This window comes from Pedobacter sp. MC2016-24, assembly GCF_015223055.1.
Taxonomy (GTDB): domain Bacteria; phylum Bacteroidota; class Bacteroidia; order Sphingobacteriales; family Sphingobacteriaceae; genus Pedobacter.
In genome coordinates this window covers 142,871-159,321 of sequence record NZ_JADFBX010000004.1, presented here as the reverse complement: position 1 = coordinate 159,321, position 16,451 = coordinate 142,871, and the positions used below count along the sequence as shown (strand labels likewise).

Below are 16,451 nucleotides of genomic sequence, written 5' to 3'. Positions count from 1 at the left end.
TCAGCAGCCTTTTTAATTTAACCTAGCCATTTATAGTAATGAAAAACTAAAAAACCTCGGAGATTTGGTTTATTGATTAGATACCGGCGTTATCTTTAATAACCACCATTTCCAAGTCCGAAAAAATTTCGTCGAATCTCAATCCATAAGGAATGAGTGCTTCGTTGAGTTCTTTCAGATCAGTCATATTACAATCAAGCTTGATATCAACCATGTTTTTGTAGTTTGTTGCATCTATTACCGGTAATGGACTGGATTGAAGTGGAATCTGAAGTCTATCAATAAATACAGAAAGAAAGCAACTGCGGAAATTGCACCCAAATTTGTCTAAATTTACCATCGGTTCTCCACCTTTAGTAAGTATTTTATCATCAGTTGTTGTGCGTATCAGCGCCAAACATTTTACTTTTCTGTGTTCGAGGCCAATTTTATACTTCGGGAAATAGGTCTGTAGCTGTGACTGCATGATCATAAAGGCATCCTTACTCCGCGATTCCGGCAATTGAAGTTCATAACAATAACCATTGCCATTTTTCACCCAATCCATGAACTCCATAGAATTTTTGATAGAATTTTTATCAGGTTCAAGTGCAGCCAAATCTTTAACTTCAATTATCATTTCTTTTTGCTCCTTTCTGTATGCTAAACGGAAAAGCTCTGTCATAGAAAGATTACGTGCAGTAATGCGTTTTAAATTCTGAGGCAACTTAGTTTGTACATCTTTATAAATTCCCCTGCCAAGACCATCTATATATCCTGATAATTGAGACCTTAACAATAAATTATTATCATTACTTTCGCCAAAAAACAATGGTCGCAGCGCATCATAGGTCCTGTTGGTTTCCTGCTTTGTCCGTACCTGTAAACTTTTTGTCGTGAGGATTTTCCTGATATTTTCTTCATTAACGTCGGATGGGTCGGAGATGGCTTGCACGGTTCCATCAGCACCTATCCAGACACAATGGGGTAGTGTTTGGTGGGGAAATAATTTCACCAGAATTTTGTCATTTGTTATCTGAGGCAGAGTTACATTTTTACCAGTTTGTTTTTCAAGTTTTTTTAAGAATTCTACTATATGATTTGTTGACTCATATCCTACAGATAGAAACTGCACTTTTCCGTCGAACTGGTTTTGTAAAGCTTCTATTTTTGGGATCATTGCTATACAAGGGCTGCACCAGGTGGCCCAAAAATCCAATATCACTACCTTTCCCCTAAAATCACTAAACTTCAAGGTAGGCGTTTTGTAATTTATGATATCAGGCAGGGTAAGATCTGGCATCTTCTGACCTACTGATAGAGAATTTTGGGCGTGGCCTTTCAATGCAAATGCTGCACATAAAACTACGTTTATAATTATAATGAATATTTTCTTCATGGTTTTTAATTAATTGTTTAACGTTCGTTTTGTTTGATCCCACTGGCAACTATCTCTTCAGCCGGAATAGGAAGCACATAACGTTTATCTCCCGGGCTTAACGTATATACCTGTCCTGCAACTGTCCGTACGATTGCTTTCGCAAAGCGTGGATCTTTATTTAACCGCTTCAAATCTCCCCAGCGCAGTCCCCGGAAGACAAGCTCCTTGCGCCTTTCTTTAAGGATAATCTTCAGGGCATCCTCCGCATCATTCGCACTCGAGGCCTGAAAAGTCCCTTTGGTCCAGCGGGTGATCAGCAGGGTATTCAACTGTTTAATGGCCTCTGCAAAACTGCCCATCCTGGCCAGTGATTCTGCGCGGATCAGGTACAATTCATCCACAGCCAGGCCACCAAACAGCTGCAGGCGGGAGCTCCCATAACGCCCTTTGAAATAGAAAGGTGCGGTGCCTGCAAAGAATATGCTTTTTCTTAGATCCTTGTCTGCGTAAAGCAGGTAAAGTTCATCTGCTACCGTTGCCTTGGTCGAAGTGGTAAATCCGTATGGGATAAGCTTATCATAAAATATGACCTCAGGATTGTCGGCTGCAGGAGAAGATGGAAATGGATTGGTCGCGGTCGGACTGATGGTATTGTAATCCAGCAGGGAATGGTTAAGCACAAGCGCAGCTGCCGCGTATCTATCCGCCAGTTCATAATTTTCCATATTCAGGTATACCCTAGCCAGTAGTGCATCCGCTGCAGCCCTGGAAGGGCGGCTTTTAAACTGGGTAGTTTGTGGCAATAAGTTCTCTGCTTCAAGCAAATCACCAATCACCTGGTCGTAAACCTCCTGGACGGAAGCCCTTCCCGCTTTTGCATTCACATCAGCAGTAAGCCGCAGACACACGCCCAGATCTATGCTTGCCGTATTTTTATCGAAAGGTTTAGAAAACAGCTGCACCAGGTTGTAGAAAGCAAATGCCCGGTGGAAAAGTGCGCTTCCTTTGGTGGTGTTCCAATCGGCCGTTGATCCATCAAGCCCTTTCAGTCCCTCTAGCCCATCTAAAATGATATTGGCATAAAAGATCTGTTGATAAGGAAAGTTCCAGTCTGTGCAGGGCTCATTTTGATAGAGATCCCCAGCCCATAAATAGCTGTTCTTCTGTACCGCGGTTGTGAATCCAGCCAGTGCCGCATCTGTGGCGTAAAAATCATCAGCTGAAATTTCCTGAAGCGCTGGACTGATATTGAATATCGTCAGGTTATCCATTAAGGCATTAAAATCATCCAGGGTTTTTGGAATGAGCAGGCCCTTGTCTGGTTTTTTGTCCAGAAATTCCTTTTGGCAGGCGCTGAAAAGCAGCCCGGACAGCAAAAGCAACATAAGTAAATATAATGGTTTCATAATATTTAGTGTTAATGATTATCATTTCAAAAATCTGCTTTGATGCCAAGCGCGACTGTACGAGCTGGCGGATAGTCAAAGACAGGATAATCTGGGTCAAAATGGGTTTTGGTCGACTTCCAGATGATCCCGATGTTATTGGCATAGAGATAGATCTGCAGTTTACTGAGTGTAAGCCGCTGCTGTAAGCTTTTACCGAATTCGTAAGATAAGTTGATGTCCTGCAGGCGGATGTTATCAGCCTTTTCTACAGTGGCCGTTGAAAGATTATAGAAATCATCCCTTGCCGTATTGATGACTGCAGGCATCGAGGGTAGGGTTGTGATAAGTTCATCCCCGGGCTTCCGCCAGCGCTCATTGTACCTCCCCTGAAAGTAGCCCTGTCCGGAAAGAATGCTGGAGTAGAGAATCCCGGGCTGCCTGAAATAGTAACCCAGGCGATAGCTGATGTTTGCGGAGAGGGAGAATTGTCTGTAAGTGAAAGTATTACGCAGGGCACCATAGTTTACCGGACGGGCAGGCCCACTGTAAACTAGGTTATCTGGTGTTGCTGAAGTTAACAGTTGATTATAATCTTTGCTTATTTTTCCGCTCAGGTAACCCTGAGGGTCACCACTCTGCGAATCAAGGCCTGCAAAAGCATAACTGTATACCGCATAAAAGGGTTTCCCATTCAAAGGATACACTTCGCTGTCGGATAACTGCGCATACCTGCCTGCCGGTTGCTGCAGCACGTAATCCACAACTTTATCCTTGACATGGCTAAAAAAGAAACTCGTCTGCCAACCCAATTCACCGACTAAATTCCGGCTGTTTAAACTAAAGTCAATGCCCGCACCACGGGTATTTGCTGTATTACCACGAAAAGTGGTGATACCCGATGAGGGCGCAAAAGCAATGTCGCCGATCAGATCCATGCCCCTTTTTAAGTAAGGCTCTACCGTTCCGCTGATCCGGTTATTCTTGGTTGCAAAATCAAACCCCATATTGATCAGGCGTACCCGCTCCCACCTCAGCTCAGGGTTTGGCGGATTGATGACCTGCGCATATACCGTATTGATGGCATTGCCCGTGATGTATATCGCTGTTGTGAAGGCAGAAAGACTTTTATTCACATTGCCATTATAGCCGTAGGTCAGCCTCATTTTTAAATATGGAAGCCAGTCCAGGCTATAAAAATTCTCCTTATTGATATTCCAGGCGAGTCCCGCCGAATACAGTGGCACTCCTTGCTGATTTGTTTTTACCCCGAAAAGATTACTCCGGTCAAGCCTGGCACTGGCCGAAAAGGTATAACGGTCCAAGAAAGTATACGCCGCATTAGAATAATAAGAAATATTCCGGTCGGTCAGATCGGTCATGCTGTTATAAAAAGGGATAGCTGCCAGCGAACCCGGGATTGCATATTGGGGAAACTGGCTGAGATAATCGACCCCCAAAGTAGTTGCATGGCTATCGTCATAACCATATGATCGGTTGCTGTTACCCAATGTATGGAAATCACGAAGCTCGTATCCTGCAATGGCAGTGAGACTATGTTTATCATTCCATTGACGGTTAAAATTTAGCTGGCCCCTAATGCTTTGACTGGTGGCGGTGAGATCATTCAGATCGAGTATCGCCCCGCGCGGAATAGCATAAGTGAGTTTCCCATTAGTATCGACCGCCGAAAAGTTGTTGATCAGGTTCCTGGTAAAATACGATTTCTCGCTCTGGAGATTCCGCCCGCCAGTGATGGTCTGTCCGTACTGGTACAATAAGGAAAGCGAAAGATATGGCCTGATTTTGTAGCTGGCGTTAAAATTCAGCCGATAATCGATCAGTTTGCGGGTTTTATCCGCCACATAGATTTCTTCCAAGGGCTTATAGCTCCAGTCAAGCAATCCCCGCTTCTGGGCGGCCTGTATAAACCCCTGCCGGTAGTCATGTGTCATCGCAAGCGGATTGCCTGCATCATCGGCAAGCCTTGCATAGGGATAAAGCGAAGGGCCATTACCTGTTTTAAGCCCGATAAGGCTGGTACCCAGATTGTTTGTCGTGGTATTGCTCTGGCTATAATAAAACCCTGTCGTGATCTCCAGCTTTTTATTCAGTAAATTCAGGGACTGTCCCCCATTAAAAGTATAACGGTCAAAACCGTTTCCTACCAGATTATCCCGGTTATGGTCATAACCTCCTGAGAGGTTAAAGCGCTGGGTTTCGCTTCCACCACTAAAATTCAGTGCATACTGCTGGTTTACACTTTTGCGGTAAAAGTACTTATCAAAATCATTGCGCACATCATATCCGGCCAAATCATTGATCTGCGCATCCGCCTGCGCAGTATTTATTTTTCCATCCCTCCGGGCAATCAGCAATTCCACCACAGGCGTAATCGCCGGATTATTGAAACCCGTTTCGGCATTCAGATAAAAACCTTTGTCAAAAAGCATTTTTTCAACACCAATGAAATCCGCAGCAGACATCCTGGGCTGATAAAAGATATCCGGTTGATCACCAATGGTCGCGTTGGCATTAAAGCCTATCTTGACGGCCTGGTTATAACGTCCTTTTTTAGTGGTGATCACAATCACACCATTACCAGCCCGCGAGCCCCAGATAGAAGCCGCCGCAGCATCCTTGAGTACAGAGATGCTCTCTACATCATTGGGATTGATGTTATTGATATCGCCGTCATATGGGAAGTTATCCAGCACAATCAATGGACTGGAATTCCCATATATGGTATTCTGTCCCCGTACACTGATCAGGCCAGCCCCTGCTGACCTGCCTTTGTTGAAAAGCAAGCCTGGAGTGACATCTTCAAGTCTCTCCAATATCCCTGTACTTACCCTGCGATTGAGCAAATTGTTATTTATCTGAACGAAAGATCCCGTCGCGCGCTCGGCAGGTATAATCTGATATCCTGTTGAAACAACCGAAACCTGATCAAGTTGCCCGGTTGCAACTGTCAAAACAACCACCCCCAACTCTCTCGCAGCCTTAATCTCCTTACTTTCATACCCCAGATAAGAAATCACCAGCACCGCGTTTTCATCCACATTACCGATCAAAAACTCACCTTTTTCATCCGTTCTTACTGCCTTCCCAGTTCCCCTAACCCTAACTATCGCACCAGCTAATACCTGGTTATTTTCGCCAAGGACTTTACCCTTAACATCAATACCAGCAAAACGGGAACTAAGATTATCAAAAAAGGAAGGCTCCGGCTTCTTTTTAATAGAAACAATTCTGCCATCAATTTCATAAGTCAACTTCAGGCCATCCAGCACTTTTGTAAGCGCCTCTTCGACACTTACATCAACTACTGCAATATTCAGTCTGCTGGTTTCTTTCAACAGTTTAACATCATAAATAAAACTATAGCCGCTCTGCTTTCTGATTTCCTTAAAAACAGATTCCAAAGAGGCGTTGCGCTGATTAATAGTCACGCGCTGCGCAAAAGTAGCAGCACTTAACTGCAAGAGACACGCTAACAATAAAACGGTGGTTAATCGCATAATCAGCAAGATTTTCTGGTATAGCCGCACAGGCATACCCAATTTCCAAGGATATTTTTTATACATTTGATAAGTTTGGTTTAAGTAGTACGCCCTAACTTTCCACGGCGCGGGCAACTACGGTATTCAGTTGATAATTATTGGCTGTCGCCAAACGTCAACCAGGTCTTATTATAAGGTCTGGTTGTTTTTTTAAAGTTCCTCTCTGCGCTTCACCTCTCTTTTTTAAATCGTCCAAAATTCAATTAATTCGTTTTCTCAGGTAGATCTAATTATTTAGTCACATATATCTTGCGTCCCTCAACCTTAAACTTGACCAGACCAGCAGATTCAATTGATTTTAAAACCGAAGAAAGCTTTTCCGTCCGGGACACCCAGCCACCAATTTCCATATCATCCGGGACAGAAGCATTATATATAACTTCTACATCATACCAGCGTGCAATCTTCCGCATCGCTAGTTTAAAGTTCACATGATTCAGGTAAAACTCCCCGGATTTCCAGTCCACCACATTATCCAACTCCACCTTATTGACCGCAAGTGAATTTCCAGAATTTATGGCCTGTTGCCCAGGCTTCAGCACCTCCGTGTTTTTTCCTGAAACCACCTTAACCGAACCTTCCAGCAAGGTCGTCGCCGTCACTGGCTCATCGGAGTAACTGTTCACATTAAAATGCGTACCCAGTACATGCACCTCCTGCCGATTCGTACTTACCACAAAAGGATGTGCCTTATCTTTCGCTATTTCAAAATACGCTTCGCCACTCAGTTTAACCCGCCTTTCTCCACGCTCATTCAGAGAAAAAGCATAGGTTAAACTAGAAGCAGCGTTTAGCCACACCAAGGAACCATCAGGCAAACGCAGCCGATAAGTCTCCCCATTAGCAGTGGAAAGCGTATTGATTTTATTTTGAGCACTCTGCCCTTTATCTTTCATTTCATAGACCAGCTGACCATCAGCCGCCTTAGTAATGCTCACTCCAGCCTCTTCGATCAACTCCCCATTTACAGCATCAGACAACATAATCTTTTTACCATCAGCCAATGTCAAAGTAGCCGACTGTCTGCCCGGAGCAATATCTTCTTGCACAAAAGCCACATCCGGCTTCACTGTACCCGGCTGATCTTTATTGATGAAGAAAAATAAGCCACCAACCAACAATACTGCTGCCGCAGCAGATTTCCACCAGATTCCCGGAATTTGGAATGTTTTCACCGCATTCTCCGCGTTGACCTGAGCCAACAGGTTATCATGCATCCGGTCACGAATCACCAAAGGATTACTGGCATACCCTTCCGGTAATTCCAGTAACTCGTCTTTGTGCTGCATATACCATTTATCAAAGTAAGCCTGCTCCTGATCAGAGACAGTTCCTGCTCGAAGCTTATGGGCAATCTCCCGTAACAGTTTGATATCGGATTCCTGTTCCATTTCGGATTTGTTTTGCCCTATAGTCCGAAAAAAATGAGCTACCCCTTAGTCCAGGTTAAAATAATTTTAAAAAAAATGAATTTAATGTTAAGACAGGCCAGAAGTGACCTTTTAACTGTTGTTTCCAAAGAACCACAAAAGCAGCAATGGAGAAATCGTAGTCAGGTCACTGCGGAGATCCTTAATCGCTTTCGAAAGGTGCGCCTCCACCGTCTTTTCAGAAATGTCCAGATCCGAAGCAATCTGTTTATTGGTCATCCCCTGTTCCCGGCTCAGTTTAAATACAATACGGCATTTCTCAGGAAGACGATTCACCGCAGCTTCTATCCTTTCCATCAGCTCCTTCTCCAATAAGTGTTCATCTGCTGACGATGTATATGGTTCCTCACTAACATGAAGAGATTTATCTTTGCGATCCTGCAGACGGTACTGTTTATCCAATTGTTTAATCACCTGATATTTTACCGCAACAGCAAGATAGGTAGCCAGGGAATATTTAAGTTTAAGATCATTCCTGCGCTGCCAGAGACTAAAGAATACATCCTGTACACATTCTTCGGCGACTTCAGGATTGTCCAGGCGATTTCCGGCAACAACCAATAACTTATCCCAATAGCGAAAATATAGGGCAGATAAAGCCTGCTGCTGATCTGCTTTGAGCAGATCGAGCAATTCGTTATCAGTAAGGTTATTATAATTGTTCATACCCTTTAACATTTAGCCTCCTCGTATTTGGTAAGTAATACCTGGCTGCCTGTACCTGTATAAATTTACAGATATCCGGGGCAATAGTAAATATTTATTTTGGAAAAGTTGTTAACGTTTCTCCAATCCACGAATCTGGAGACCAGATTCTAACTTGTTCATACTAGAATCATCTACTACTTGCATTTCCCTTATTCAGGAAGATATCTTGTATCGGATCTAAGATATCGTCCAAAAAAAGGTACCTACCCTTAGTACAGGTTGAAATATTTCTGGAACTTGTCACACTGGTAGTAGATCTAGGGCAAAAGCAAGATTATTATAGATGAGCGGCTTTTAACTCAAGAGACAATGCTGTAAAAAAGAAAAAGCGGGAATAAATCCATTTGCATGGTTACTCCCGCTTAAATTAACGCTCTCAAAACAAATGTACCAATCCAAATGATATATGCCAACTGAAATAAATATAAAATCTGCTATTTTTATTAAATCACCACTCTAAAAGTCAAATTCACTCTTGGCCCCATCGGCTTCAATGATTTGGCAACCCGGTGCTCCCAGTTTACCTGCAAATCCCCTTTCATGATCATTAAAGCCCCACTCTCCAGCCTGATCGAGTATTTTTCACTATGGTTACTTTTCCTACGGATATCAAAACACCTAACCTGACCAAAACTTACTGAAGCAATAACCGGATGTGTTCCCAACGCCTTTTCGTTATCACTGTGCCAGGCTACTGAATCATTCCCGTCGCGGTAATAATTGAGGAGCACACTGTTGAACCTAACACCGGCGATTACCTCTACCTTATCCTTAATCATCAATAATTCCGGCGTCCAGGCATTTGGTGCTGATCTCCGCAAAGAAGTATAATCATAAGTCTCCCCGTCAGCGTACCAGGCTGTCAATCTGGGCGTCAAAACCTGCTTGTCATACATACTCACTACTTTTTGCTTCCAGGGACATTCCGCAATGAACTTATGCAATAAAACTTGCGCGCCCTGCTCGCTGAACAGATCAGGATGATATTCCAATAGCTCAACCGGCAAACCAGGCGTATGTCCTGCTTCCTTAAACAAAGCAAACTGTTCCGCCATCGCTACGCCCGTTGATCCTCACCGCCATGACTGATACCCCAAATGGATTTATGCTTTTCCAGCACCTCGCTTCCATAACGAAACCTGAACCTGAAACCATGCGCTCCATAACCGATCTCCTTTACAAAACCTGTCAGCACGGGTTCCAGCAGCTCCATCAACCGCATACAATATTTGTCAAAATCCGGCTCAATAAATTTTAGCCTATACCCTTCCGAAAATTCGATAAAATTGAATTCAATAGCCTCCACAGAATTGCTTACGAAACGACTAGGATTGCCGATGTTATTCCGTAGTTTCTCATTCAGCCGGATAAACAACAACAGCTTTTCCTGTAAAAGTCTCACCGTGTCCCGGTACTCCAATTGCCAAAGATAGCCCTCCGGCGTATATCCAGATTTTCTCATCGTCTTAGCGTAAAAATTGTTCAAAACGGCTGATACGTGCATTTTTCCTCCTTCGTTGGTCGATCAAACTGAATGGTACTACTCCCCAGATCCGGCAATTGGCTCCTTTGTCCAGTTCGACAGGTTTAAAATAATTGTTATCTGCCAGCAAATATGCTCTGCCAGCCTTTGTGTAGTAAGCCCTGAGCATAAAACTCCCCGCCAGTTCACAAACTACAATATCTCCCTGCTCTGGTTCCAGCGACTGATCCACAACCAGCATGTCGTCCGGAAAAATACCGGAAGCGATCATTCCCTCGCCTATGACTTTTGCAAAATAAAGCTCATGGCTACTCACCTCACCTTCGGTGTTTAATGTGGTGCGCAACTGTTCATATTCAGATACAGGACTTTGAAAGGTTAATTTTTCATCTTTAGCAAACAAGGGTACCAGCGTTTGCGCAGTTCCCCTTTTGAACAGCTCAACTTCTCTCATGATTTAAAACTTAGGTACCTGCAAAGCTAGGTTAAATCATGATGCAATTTCAAATAAATTACTAATATTTTTAGTTTTTAAGAATATATAAAACTATTTTTATTAGCTTTATATATAGACACCCGATTGGTAAAATCTTGCTATATTTACCAAAACATGGTTTATAAGAACATGAAAAATTTATAACGCTAACTTTAAACATATGTCAAAAACAATTGATTTAGGTGTCGAAAAGGATCATATTGAATCCTTAACACGAGCCAATGGAATTACTGCTATATCAGAATTGATTTGGAACGCTCTCGATGCAGATTCAACCTTAATAAACATTGACTACAAAAAGAATGCGGTAAGCTTTATTGATGAAATCATTATATCAGATAACGGAAGTGGCATTACTTATGAGAATGCGCAAGAAGTTTTCGGAAGGTTAGGCGGTTCTGAAAAAAAAATAAAAAACTCCAGTCCTAACGGTAGGCCATATCATGGAAAAGAAGGAAAAGGAAGATATAAATCACTCGCCCTGGGTGATTTAGTTATTTTTAACAGCAGATATAAAAGTAGTAAAGGAATTAAAGAATTTACAATAACCATAGATCACAATGATCTGTCCAAATCGGAAATTGGTGACCCTAAACTTATTAAAGATAATAAAGACAAAACAGGGTTTACAGTTACAATTCAGAATGTTAACCAAGAAACCTGTCATCAGGCAATAGACCAGAAAAACAGAAAAGATCTGGAGCAAAAATTCGCTTCATATTGGATTAACTACCCAGACTTCGTCATACTTTTTAATGGGCATAAACTAGAATTTGAATCTCTAATTAAAAATTCTGAAGAGAAAGAAATCACTATTCAAGACGGTTCACTGACATACAGATTTACCATAAAAATTTTAGAGTGGAATTTTGACATCAAGAAAAAAGCCTATTTATGTAGTGTAAAAGGTGTCCCGTTTAGAGAGCTCAATTTAGGTATACGGTCGTCCATTCCTATATCAATATTCATCCAGTCTAATTATATAGAAAAACTACATAAAGAAAATCGGATCGATTTAGAGAACTTCGATGATGCGCTGCAAAATGTATTTGGAGAATCTAAAAAATTTGCGCGAGATTATGTACGCAGGAGATTACATCAGTATTCTGGTGAATTTATTACCGAATTAAAATCTAAGGGTATTTATCCGTACAAGGGCGAGGCTGAAAACGTAGTTGAAGTTAGTAAACGGCAGGTTTTCGACATCGTAGCATTGCAAATTCATGAGTACTTACCTACGTTCGATGATCAGGATGATCAAAATAAAAAATTTACACTAACATTAATTAAAGAAGCTCTAGAGCAGGATTCGACTGCTCTACAACGAATTCTTTCTGAAGTCATTGAATTGCCTGAAGAGAAAAGAATTGAGTTGGCTGAAATATTAGAAGACAGCTCCCTATCAAATATTATAGATACAATGACGGAAATAAAAAACCGTCTTAATCTACTTAACGGACTAGAACAGATAATTTACAGTCCTGATTTGAATAAAAACATTAAGGAACGAAAGCATCTCCATAAAATTATTGTAAATGAAACCTGGATATTTGGCGATAACTACACGTATGGCGTTGATGATGTTACACTAAAAAACGTCCTTAAAGCATATTTAAAAGATTCCTTACAACGTGAAGATTTCCTTGAGATTGTCGAGCAATCTGAAAATAAAGATTTGCAGACAATACCAGATGTTTGTCTATGGCAACAGTATAGCATGGGCAATGCAGGAAAAGAAAATCTGATTATCGAATTAAAAAAACCAACTGTTGATGCTGGTTTTACTGAAAAAACGCAAATAGAATCTTATGCAACAAAAGTCTCAAATGATCCAAGGTTTCCCAAAGAAAAAACCAAGTGGAAATTTATTCTGGTTACCAAAGATATAAAAAAGGAAATAGAGCCTTATCTCCAGCAAAAAAACAGAAAATATGGTCATGTAGCTGAAGGAGATAACTTTGATGTCTATATTTTGCCATGGGGACATATTTTAAACGAAGCAAAACTTAGACACGAATTTATTAAGGAAAAATTGAACCTAAATTTGCAAGATAATGAGGAGGGTCTAGAGTATCTGCAAAAGAAATATAAAGAATATTTACCGATTGATTTTAAAAGCTAATTCAGCCCCTTTGATTTAAAAATCCAAGGAGTTATTCTGTTATATTTTAAACGAACAGAACATCCTTAGGAAGATTATTCGGGAAACAAAGAATATGTTCCCTGGACGAAGGCAAATCAGATCAGCCCTTCATCCGCAAATGAAAAGTAACTTTGGTCAGGCGTGATGATTAAATGATCCAAAACGGGAAGATCCAACAGCTTACCCACTTCTACTAATCTTCCAGTAATTCTGATGTCTTCAGTACTTGGTATGCGGTTGCCTGAAGGATGATTGTGGAACAACATAATTGAACTGGCGCAGGCTTTTAATGCTGCACTAAATATTAACTTAGCATCCACTACTACACCAGCCATACCACCGGTACCAATGTGGTAGAATCCCAGTACTCTACCATGATGGTTCAGTAAAAGGATCTTAAATTCTTCCTGAAAGGAAATGGTATTTTTATTCCAACATTTGAACATTACTCCGAATCCTTCTTTGGAAGAAGTAACCCTGGGGCATTCACAAGCTTTGAACTTAGGCAGGTAACTGATTTTAATTTCAGCGACTTTTGAGAAGTCATTTTGAATTTGCAGCTTTTCCATAACTATTGATTTAATGAAAATTAATTATGGTGCCTGCCCCCCAGCCGGTGGCATTGGGGCAAAGTGGAGATTCAAAAAATGTGGAGGCTCCCGAAGGGATACCCATTTTTTGAATACTACTTTGGCGAAGCGAACCCCTATGTCCACCGGCTGGGGAACTTGGCTGAATAATTGATTTTTTATAGAGCCTCACCTTAGGAAAAATAGATTAACATCGACTGACGAACAATTCCTTCTGATCGCTTGTTATTCCAAAAAGTAAAGGGATGAATCAATTTAGAATAGAGGTCGCCAGTAACGGCCAGGAACATACTTATAACATTACACGATTAGGTAACCACGTATTTGATATCTACCAGGATGAAGATAAGATAGGCACCATAGAATTAGATGATCAAAACCACGAACATTGCCTGACCTCCGACTGTGAGTTGGACTTGCCTCTTTTAAATGCCATCAGGGAAGCGATACACGCGCATGAATCTCCTGATTCTGCAATCAAATAGGGTGTTTGTGGTATCTATTAATGAAAGTAAGCTTGCTCACCATTTGCAAATAGAAAAATTCACCTGATGCCTGTTCGCGCTTTTTCAGCCAATAAAGAAAATGCCCACCCAGATCAATAAACACAGGAAGATTACTTTGCAACCAGGCTTTATGAGCATGCTTCCAATCAAAAGAATAATGAATATTCGACGCTTGAATGTGATTAAAGGCAGGATGCTCCAGCGTGAATTTATCTTTTAACCTTGGCGGGAAAAGCCTTTCTGACTTTCTGGTATACACCACATGAGATCCACCGCTAAGTTCATACTCTTTCAAAATAGCGCTCTTTGGATCCGGAATGGACTTACCCAAACTAAATCCCTTAAATTTCAACCCATTGATCACCCAGATCAGCTTCTGATAAAAGGCCTCCCGGCTCTGCAATTCCGCAATTGAAAGCGAAGAATTCTGAAACTCAATGGTCAATCCTTCCGGGGTATGCACATCTGCCCTATGGTACTCCTGCATAATTTCGTCATAAAAGCTGATTTCCCGATAACTTTCGGGGAATTGATCTTTCCATTCCCTATGCCAGATCGTTTCGCGTTCCCACCAGGAATCACATTTCGTCAATACCCGATGCGCCCAATGGTGCAATTTTGATTCCCCACATTTAGGAATCATCTCATTTCCGCATCCTATGCATATCCCTTTCAGTCCCTTCCGGGCTTCTACTTTACTCCCATCTACAAAAGCATACTGCATATTTTTGAAAACGAATCCAAGCAAATGTATAAAAATTCAATATTCTGAATACTATACCGAAACTAACGACTCGACGGCTCCTTGGCTTCCTTCCTGATCATTTTCGCTCTGATCAGATACCTGCTTACACTCTGCCTTCAGCAGTTCATCCACCTCCGCTTTAATCCGGATGTAATTCTCCATTACATCCCCATAACTTACAGGCTCAATAACAGGGATCGGTTTGTAAGCAGCTTCCTCCACTGCAATTGCCCCATGATCATTCTGGATTTCCGAATGAAACATCTTCAGCTGAATCTTCTGATCCGGGTTATCTGCCACCATACCGACAAACTCCCCTGAAGAAAGTGCTGAAATCTTGGCCGCCGGAATCGCATACTCCAACTGCAAAGACCTGGAAATCGAAATATCCGAACTGTTGATACTCCGGCTCTCCCTGTCCTGCATGATCTTCCCAAAATTCTCACTCAACTTCTTCGCCGTGTCTCCCGTCACCTGCCCACTGATCACATTGCCCACAATCCCGACAATCACATCCGCCTGTTCCGAACCATAATCCTTCTTCAACTGACTGAAATCCTGAACTGCCAGCGTCGTCGCCACCTTATTACTCCTGGCCGTCGCAATTAAACTATCCATGTTGTTAAAATAAATGGTCGGGAACTCGTCAAACACCAAACTGCTTTTCAACTGTGCTTTCCGGTTCACCAGTTTGATCATCCGGGAAACATACAAGGAAAGCACAGCCCCATACACCTGCAACTTCTGCGGATTATTACCCACACAGACAATCTTGGGCTCCTTTGGATTATTGACATCCAGCGTGAAATCATTACCGCTGAGCACATAATACAATTGCGGTGAAGACAACCTCGCTAAACCAATCTTAGCGGAAGCGATCTGCCCTTCCAGTTGTGCCATCGCCTTATTCTGCCAGGCAGAAATAAAAGGGTTCACCAACACCTTAATCTCTTCTTCTTGCTGCAGAAAAGAAAAAAGCTGATCATAATCTGCCTGCATCAATTCGATGACATGCGGCAGCGTACAATACCGCCCCTTCTTATACTTCCTCAAATACCAGATCACCGCGGTTAAGAAATTGATTGGAGATTCCACGAAAAAATCCCCTTCTTTTTTGATCCAGCTTCGGTTCAGCCCCATCATAATCGTACGACTTGCTTCTGTTGCATCGGTCAGGTCATCCATACTTTCAGGATCCAGGGGATTACAACGGTGGGTACGGTTCAGGTCATCAAAATTGATCACATAGAATTTCGGTTTCACTGCATAATTCCCCTGATATTTCAGCAGCTTATTGTAAGCAATCTTGCTCAAATCATCGAACTTAAAATCATACAGAAACATGGAATAACCTTTAGCAATGTGCTGGTCAATGATGTGCCGGATGATGAAATACGACTTACCGGCACCGGGCGTACCGGCTACCAGCATCCCACGGAACGGATTGATGACATTGATCCAGCTGTCCCTGATCTGATCCTTTAACCTGTATTTGGCGGGCAGATTAACCGAATACTCATTTTCCAACAGCCGTTCCTCCTGCGGAAAAGTCTCATTGTCCGTATTAAAGATATCCTTCTGTAACTTATCTTTAATCATACGACTCAAGAGTGTGCCACCAGTGAGTATCAACAAATACCCCGTTGTAGTTACGCCGATATAAGCCAGCGTGATTAGAACAGCACTCACAGGCATATAGAAACACAAAGTACTGATGTAATACAACAGTAAGCCTGTGATCAGATAGGCTACAATAGAATTGATGCGGATCTTTTCATCTTTTTTGCCTTTTACGCCTAAAAGGGAGATCAAGAGCAATAATAAGCTTGCTAGTTTAGGTCTTAAGGTATCTGCAAAAAGTCCGGTTCTCGCGATGTTACCAAACAGTTTATCGGTCAGTTCCGCATTCAGGCCCCAATGTACAAACACCTGATAGCAGCATAGATAAAAATGAATAACCAGTATCACAATACTGATCAGCCGCGTCAGATCAATGATCTTACGCAGAGATTGAATGTCTTCTCCTGTATTCATGGTTGTTG

General features: G+C 42.0%; 13 protein-coding genes. 2 read left to right on the top strand and 11 right to left on the bottom strand.

Features of this window, described 5'->3' with window-relative positions; genetic code table 11:
- Positions 1-76 precede the first annotated feature (76 nt).
- The 8 genes from IM797_RS11585 to IM797_RS11550 all read right to left on the bottom strand — a co-directional run bounded on the left by IM797_RS11585 (position 77) and on the right by IM797_RS11550 (position 10,383).
- Entirely contained in the window at positions 77-1,378 is a 1,302-nt protein-coding gene (locus tag IM797_RS11585) for a TlpA disulfide reductase family protein (protein WP_194127294.1), read from the bottom strand.
- A gap of 17 nt (positions 1,379-1,395) precedes the next feature.
- The gene (locus IM797_RS11580; RefSeq protein ID WP_194127293.1) at positions 1,396-2,766 is read right to left on the bottom strand and encodes a RagB/SusD family nutrient uptake outer membrane protein; all 1,371 of its coding nucleotides are present in this window, start codon (positions 2,764-2,766) and stop codon (positions 1,396-1,398) included.
- A 26-nt stretch (positions 2,767-2,792) separates the two neighbouring features.
- Entirely contained in the window at positions 2,793-6,266 is a 3,474-nt protein-coding gene (locus IM797_RS11575) for a SusC/RagA family TonB-linked outer membrane protein (RefSeq protein WP_194127292.1), read from the bottom strand.
- Positions 6,267-6,538: 272 nt separating this feature from the next.
- On the bottom strand, positions 6,539-7,699 hold the full coding sequence (locus tag IM797_RS11570) for a FecR family protein (RefSeq protein ID WP_194127291.1): 1,161 nt from the start codon (positions 7,697-7,699) through the stop codon (positions 6,539-6,541).
- A 111-nt stretch (positions 7,700-7,810) separates the two neighbouring features.
- Positions 7,811-8,404, bottom strand: a complete 594-nt coding sequence (locus IM797_RS11565; RefSeq protein ID WP_228098820.1) for an RNA polymerase sigma-70 factor — start codon at positions 8,402-8,404, stop codon at positions 7,811-7,813.
- 485 nt (positions 8,405-8,889) lie between these two features.
- Positions 8,890-9,501, bottom strand: coding sequence for an alpha-ketoglutarate-dependent dioxygenase AlkB (locus tag IM797_RS11560; protein WP_194127289.1), 612 nt, complete (start codon positions 9,499-9,501; stop codon positions 8,890-8,892).
- 2 nt (positions 9,502-9,503) lie between these two features.
- Positions 9,504-9,908 carry a hypothetical protein gene (locus IM797_RS11555; protein ID WP_194127288.1) on the bottom strand — a complete coding sequence of 135 codons (405 nt, stop codon included), beginning with the start codon at positions 9,906-9,908 and terminating at the stop codon, positions 9,504-9,506.
- A gap of 4 nt (positions 9,909-9,912) precedes the next feature.
- Entirely contained in the window at positions 9,913-10,383 is a 471-nt protein-coding gene (locus IM797_RS11550; protein WP_194127287.1) for a LexA family transcriptional regulator, read from the bottom strand.
- Between the two features lie 202 nt (positions 10,384-10,585).
- Here IM797_RS11550 and IM797_RS11545 point away from each other — a divergent pair, with 202 nt between their 5' ends.
- Positions 10,586-12,547: an ATP-binding protein gene (locus tag IM797_RS11545; RefSeq protein WP_194127286.1), complete on the top strand. Its 1,962-nt coding sequence runs from the start codon at positions 10,586-10,588 to the stop codon at positions 12,545-12,547.
- A gap of 116 nt (positions 12,548-12,663) precedes the next feature.
- Here the strand turns inward: IM797_RS11545 and IM797_RS11540 are convergent, their stop codons facing one another.
- The gene (locus IM797_RS11540; RefSeq protein WP_194127285.1) at positions 12,664-13,137 is read right to left on the bottom strand and encodes a JAB domain-containing protein; all 474 of its coding nucleotides are present in this window, start codon (positions 13,135-13,137) and stop codon (positions 12,664-12,666) included.
- 266 nt (positions 13,138-13,403) lie between these two features.
- Here IM797_RS11540 and IM797_RS11535 point away from each other — a divergent pair, with 266 nt between their 5' ends.
- Positions 13,404-13,643, top strand: a complete 240-nt coding sequence (locus IM797_RS11535; protein WP_194127284.1) for a hypothetical protein — start codon at positions 13,404-13,406, stop codon at positions 13,641-13,643.
- Here IM797_RS11535 and IM797_RS11530 read toward each other — a convergent pair.
- Together IM797_RS11530 and mobC are read right to left on the bottom strand one after the other, a co-directional pair.
- Positions 13,636-14,388: a competence protein CoiA gene (locus tag IM797_RS11530; RefSeq protein WP_194127283.1), complete on the bottom strand. Its 753-nt coding sequence runs from the start codon at positions 14,386-14,388 to the stop codon at positions 13,636-13,638. The two genes, IM797_RS11535 and IM797_RS11530, sit on opposite strands and share 8 nt — an antisense overlap.
- A 51-nt stretch (positions 14,389-14,439) precedes the next feature.
- Positions 14,440-16,443: a conjugal transfer protein MobC gene (mobC, locus tag IM797_RS11525; RefSeq protein ID WP_194127282.1), complete on the bottom strand. Its 2,004-nt coding sequence runs from the start codon at positions 16,441-16,443 to the stop codon at positions 14,440-14,442.
- Positions 16,444-16,451: the final 8 nt, after the last annotated feature.

Bases quoted from the DNA above. Each gene is read 5' to 3' on its own strand.
- IM797_RS11585 (WP_194127294.1), bottom strand. From the start codon at position 1,378: ATGAAGAAAATATTCATTATAATTATAAACGTAGTTTTATGTGCAGCA.
- IM797_RS11580 (WP_194127293.1), bottom strand. From the start codon at position 2,766: ATGAAACCATTATATTTACTTATGTTGCTTTTGCTGTCCGGGCTGCTT.
- IM797_RS11575 (WP_194127292.1), bottom strand. From the start codon at position 6,266: ATGCGATTAACCACCGTTTTATTGTTAGCGTGTCTCTTGCAGTTAAGT.
- IM797_RS11570 (WP_194127291.1), bottom strand. From the start codon at position 7,699: ATGGAACAGGAATCCGATATCAAACTGTTACGGGAGATTGCCCATAAG.
- IM797_RS11565 (WP_228098820.1), bottom strand. From the start codon at position 8,404: ATGAACAATTATAATAACCTTACTGATAACGAATTGCTCGATCTGCTC.
- IM797_RS11560 (WP_194127289.1), bottom strand. From the start codon at position 9,501: ATGGCGGAACAGTTTGCTTTGTTTAAGGAAGCAGGACATACGCCTGGT.
- IM797_RS11555 (WP_194127288.1), bottom strand. From the start codon at position 9,908: ATGAGAAAATCTGGATATACGCCGGAGGGCTATCTTTGGCAATTGGAG.
- IM797_RS11550 (WP_194127287.1), bottom strand. From the start codon at position 10,383: ATGAGAGAAGTTGAGCTGTTCAAAAGGGGAACTGCGCAAACGCTGGTA.
- IM797_RS11545 (WP_194127286.1), top strand. From the start codon at position 10,586: ATGTCAAAAACAATTGATTTAGGTGTCGAAAAGGATCATATTGAATCC.
- IM797_RS11540 (WP_194127285.1), bottom strand. From the start codon at position 13,137: ATGGAAAAGCTGCAAATTCAAAATGACTTCTCAAAAGTCGCTGAAATT.
- IM797_RS11535 (WP_194127284.1), top strand. From the start codon at position 13,404: ATGAATCAATTTAGAATAGAGGTCGCCAGTAACGGCCAGGAACATACT.
- IM797_RS11530 (WP_194127283.1), bottom strand. From the start codon at position 14,388: ATGCAGTATGCTTTTGTAGATGGGAGTAAAGTAGAAGCCCGGAAGGGA.
- mobC (WP_194127282.1), bottom strand. From the start codon at position 16,443: ATGAATACAGGAGAAGACATTCAATCTCTGCGTAAGATCATTGATCTG.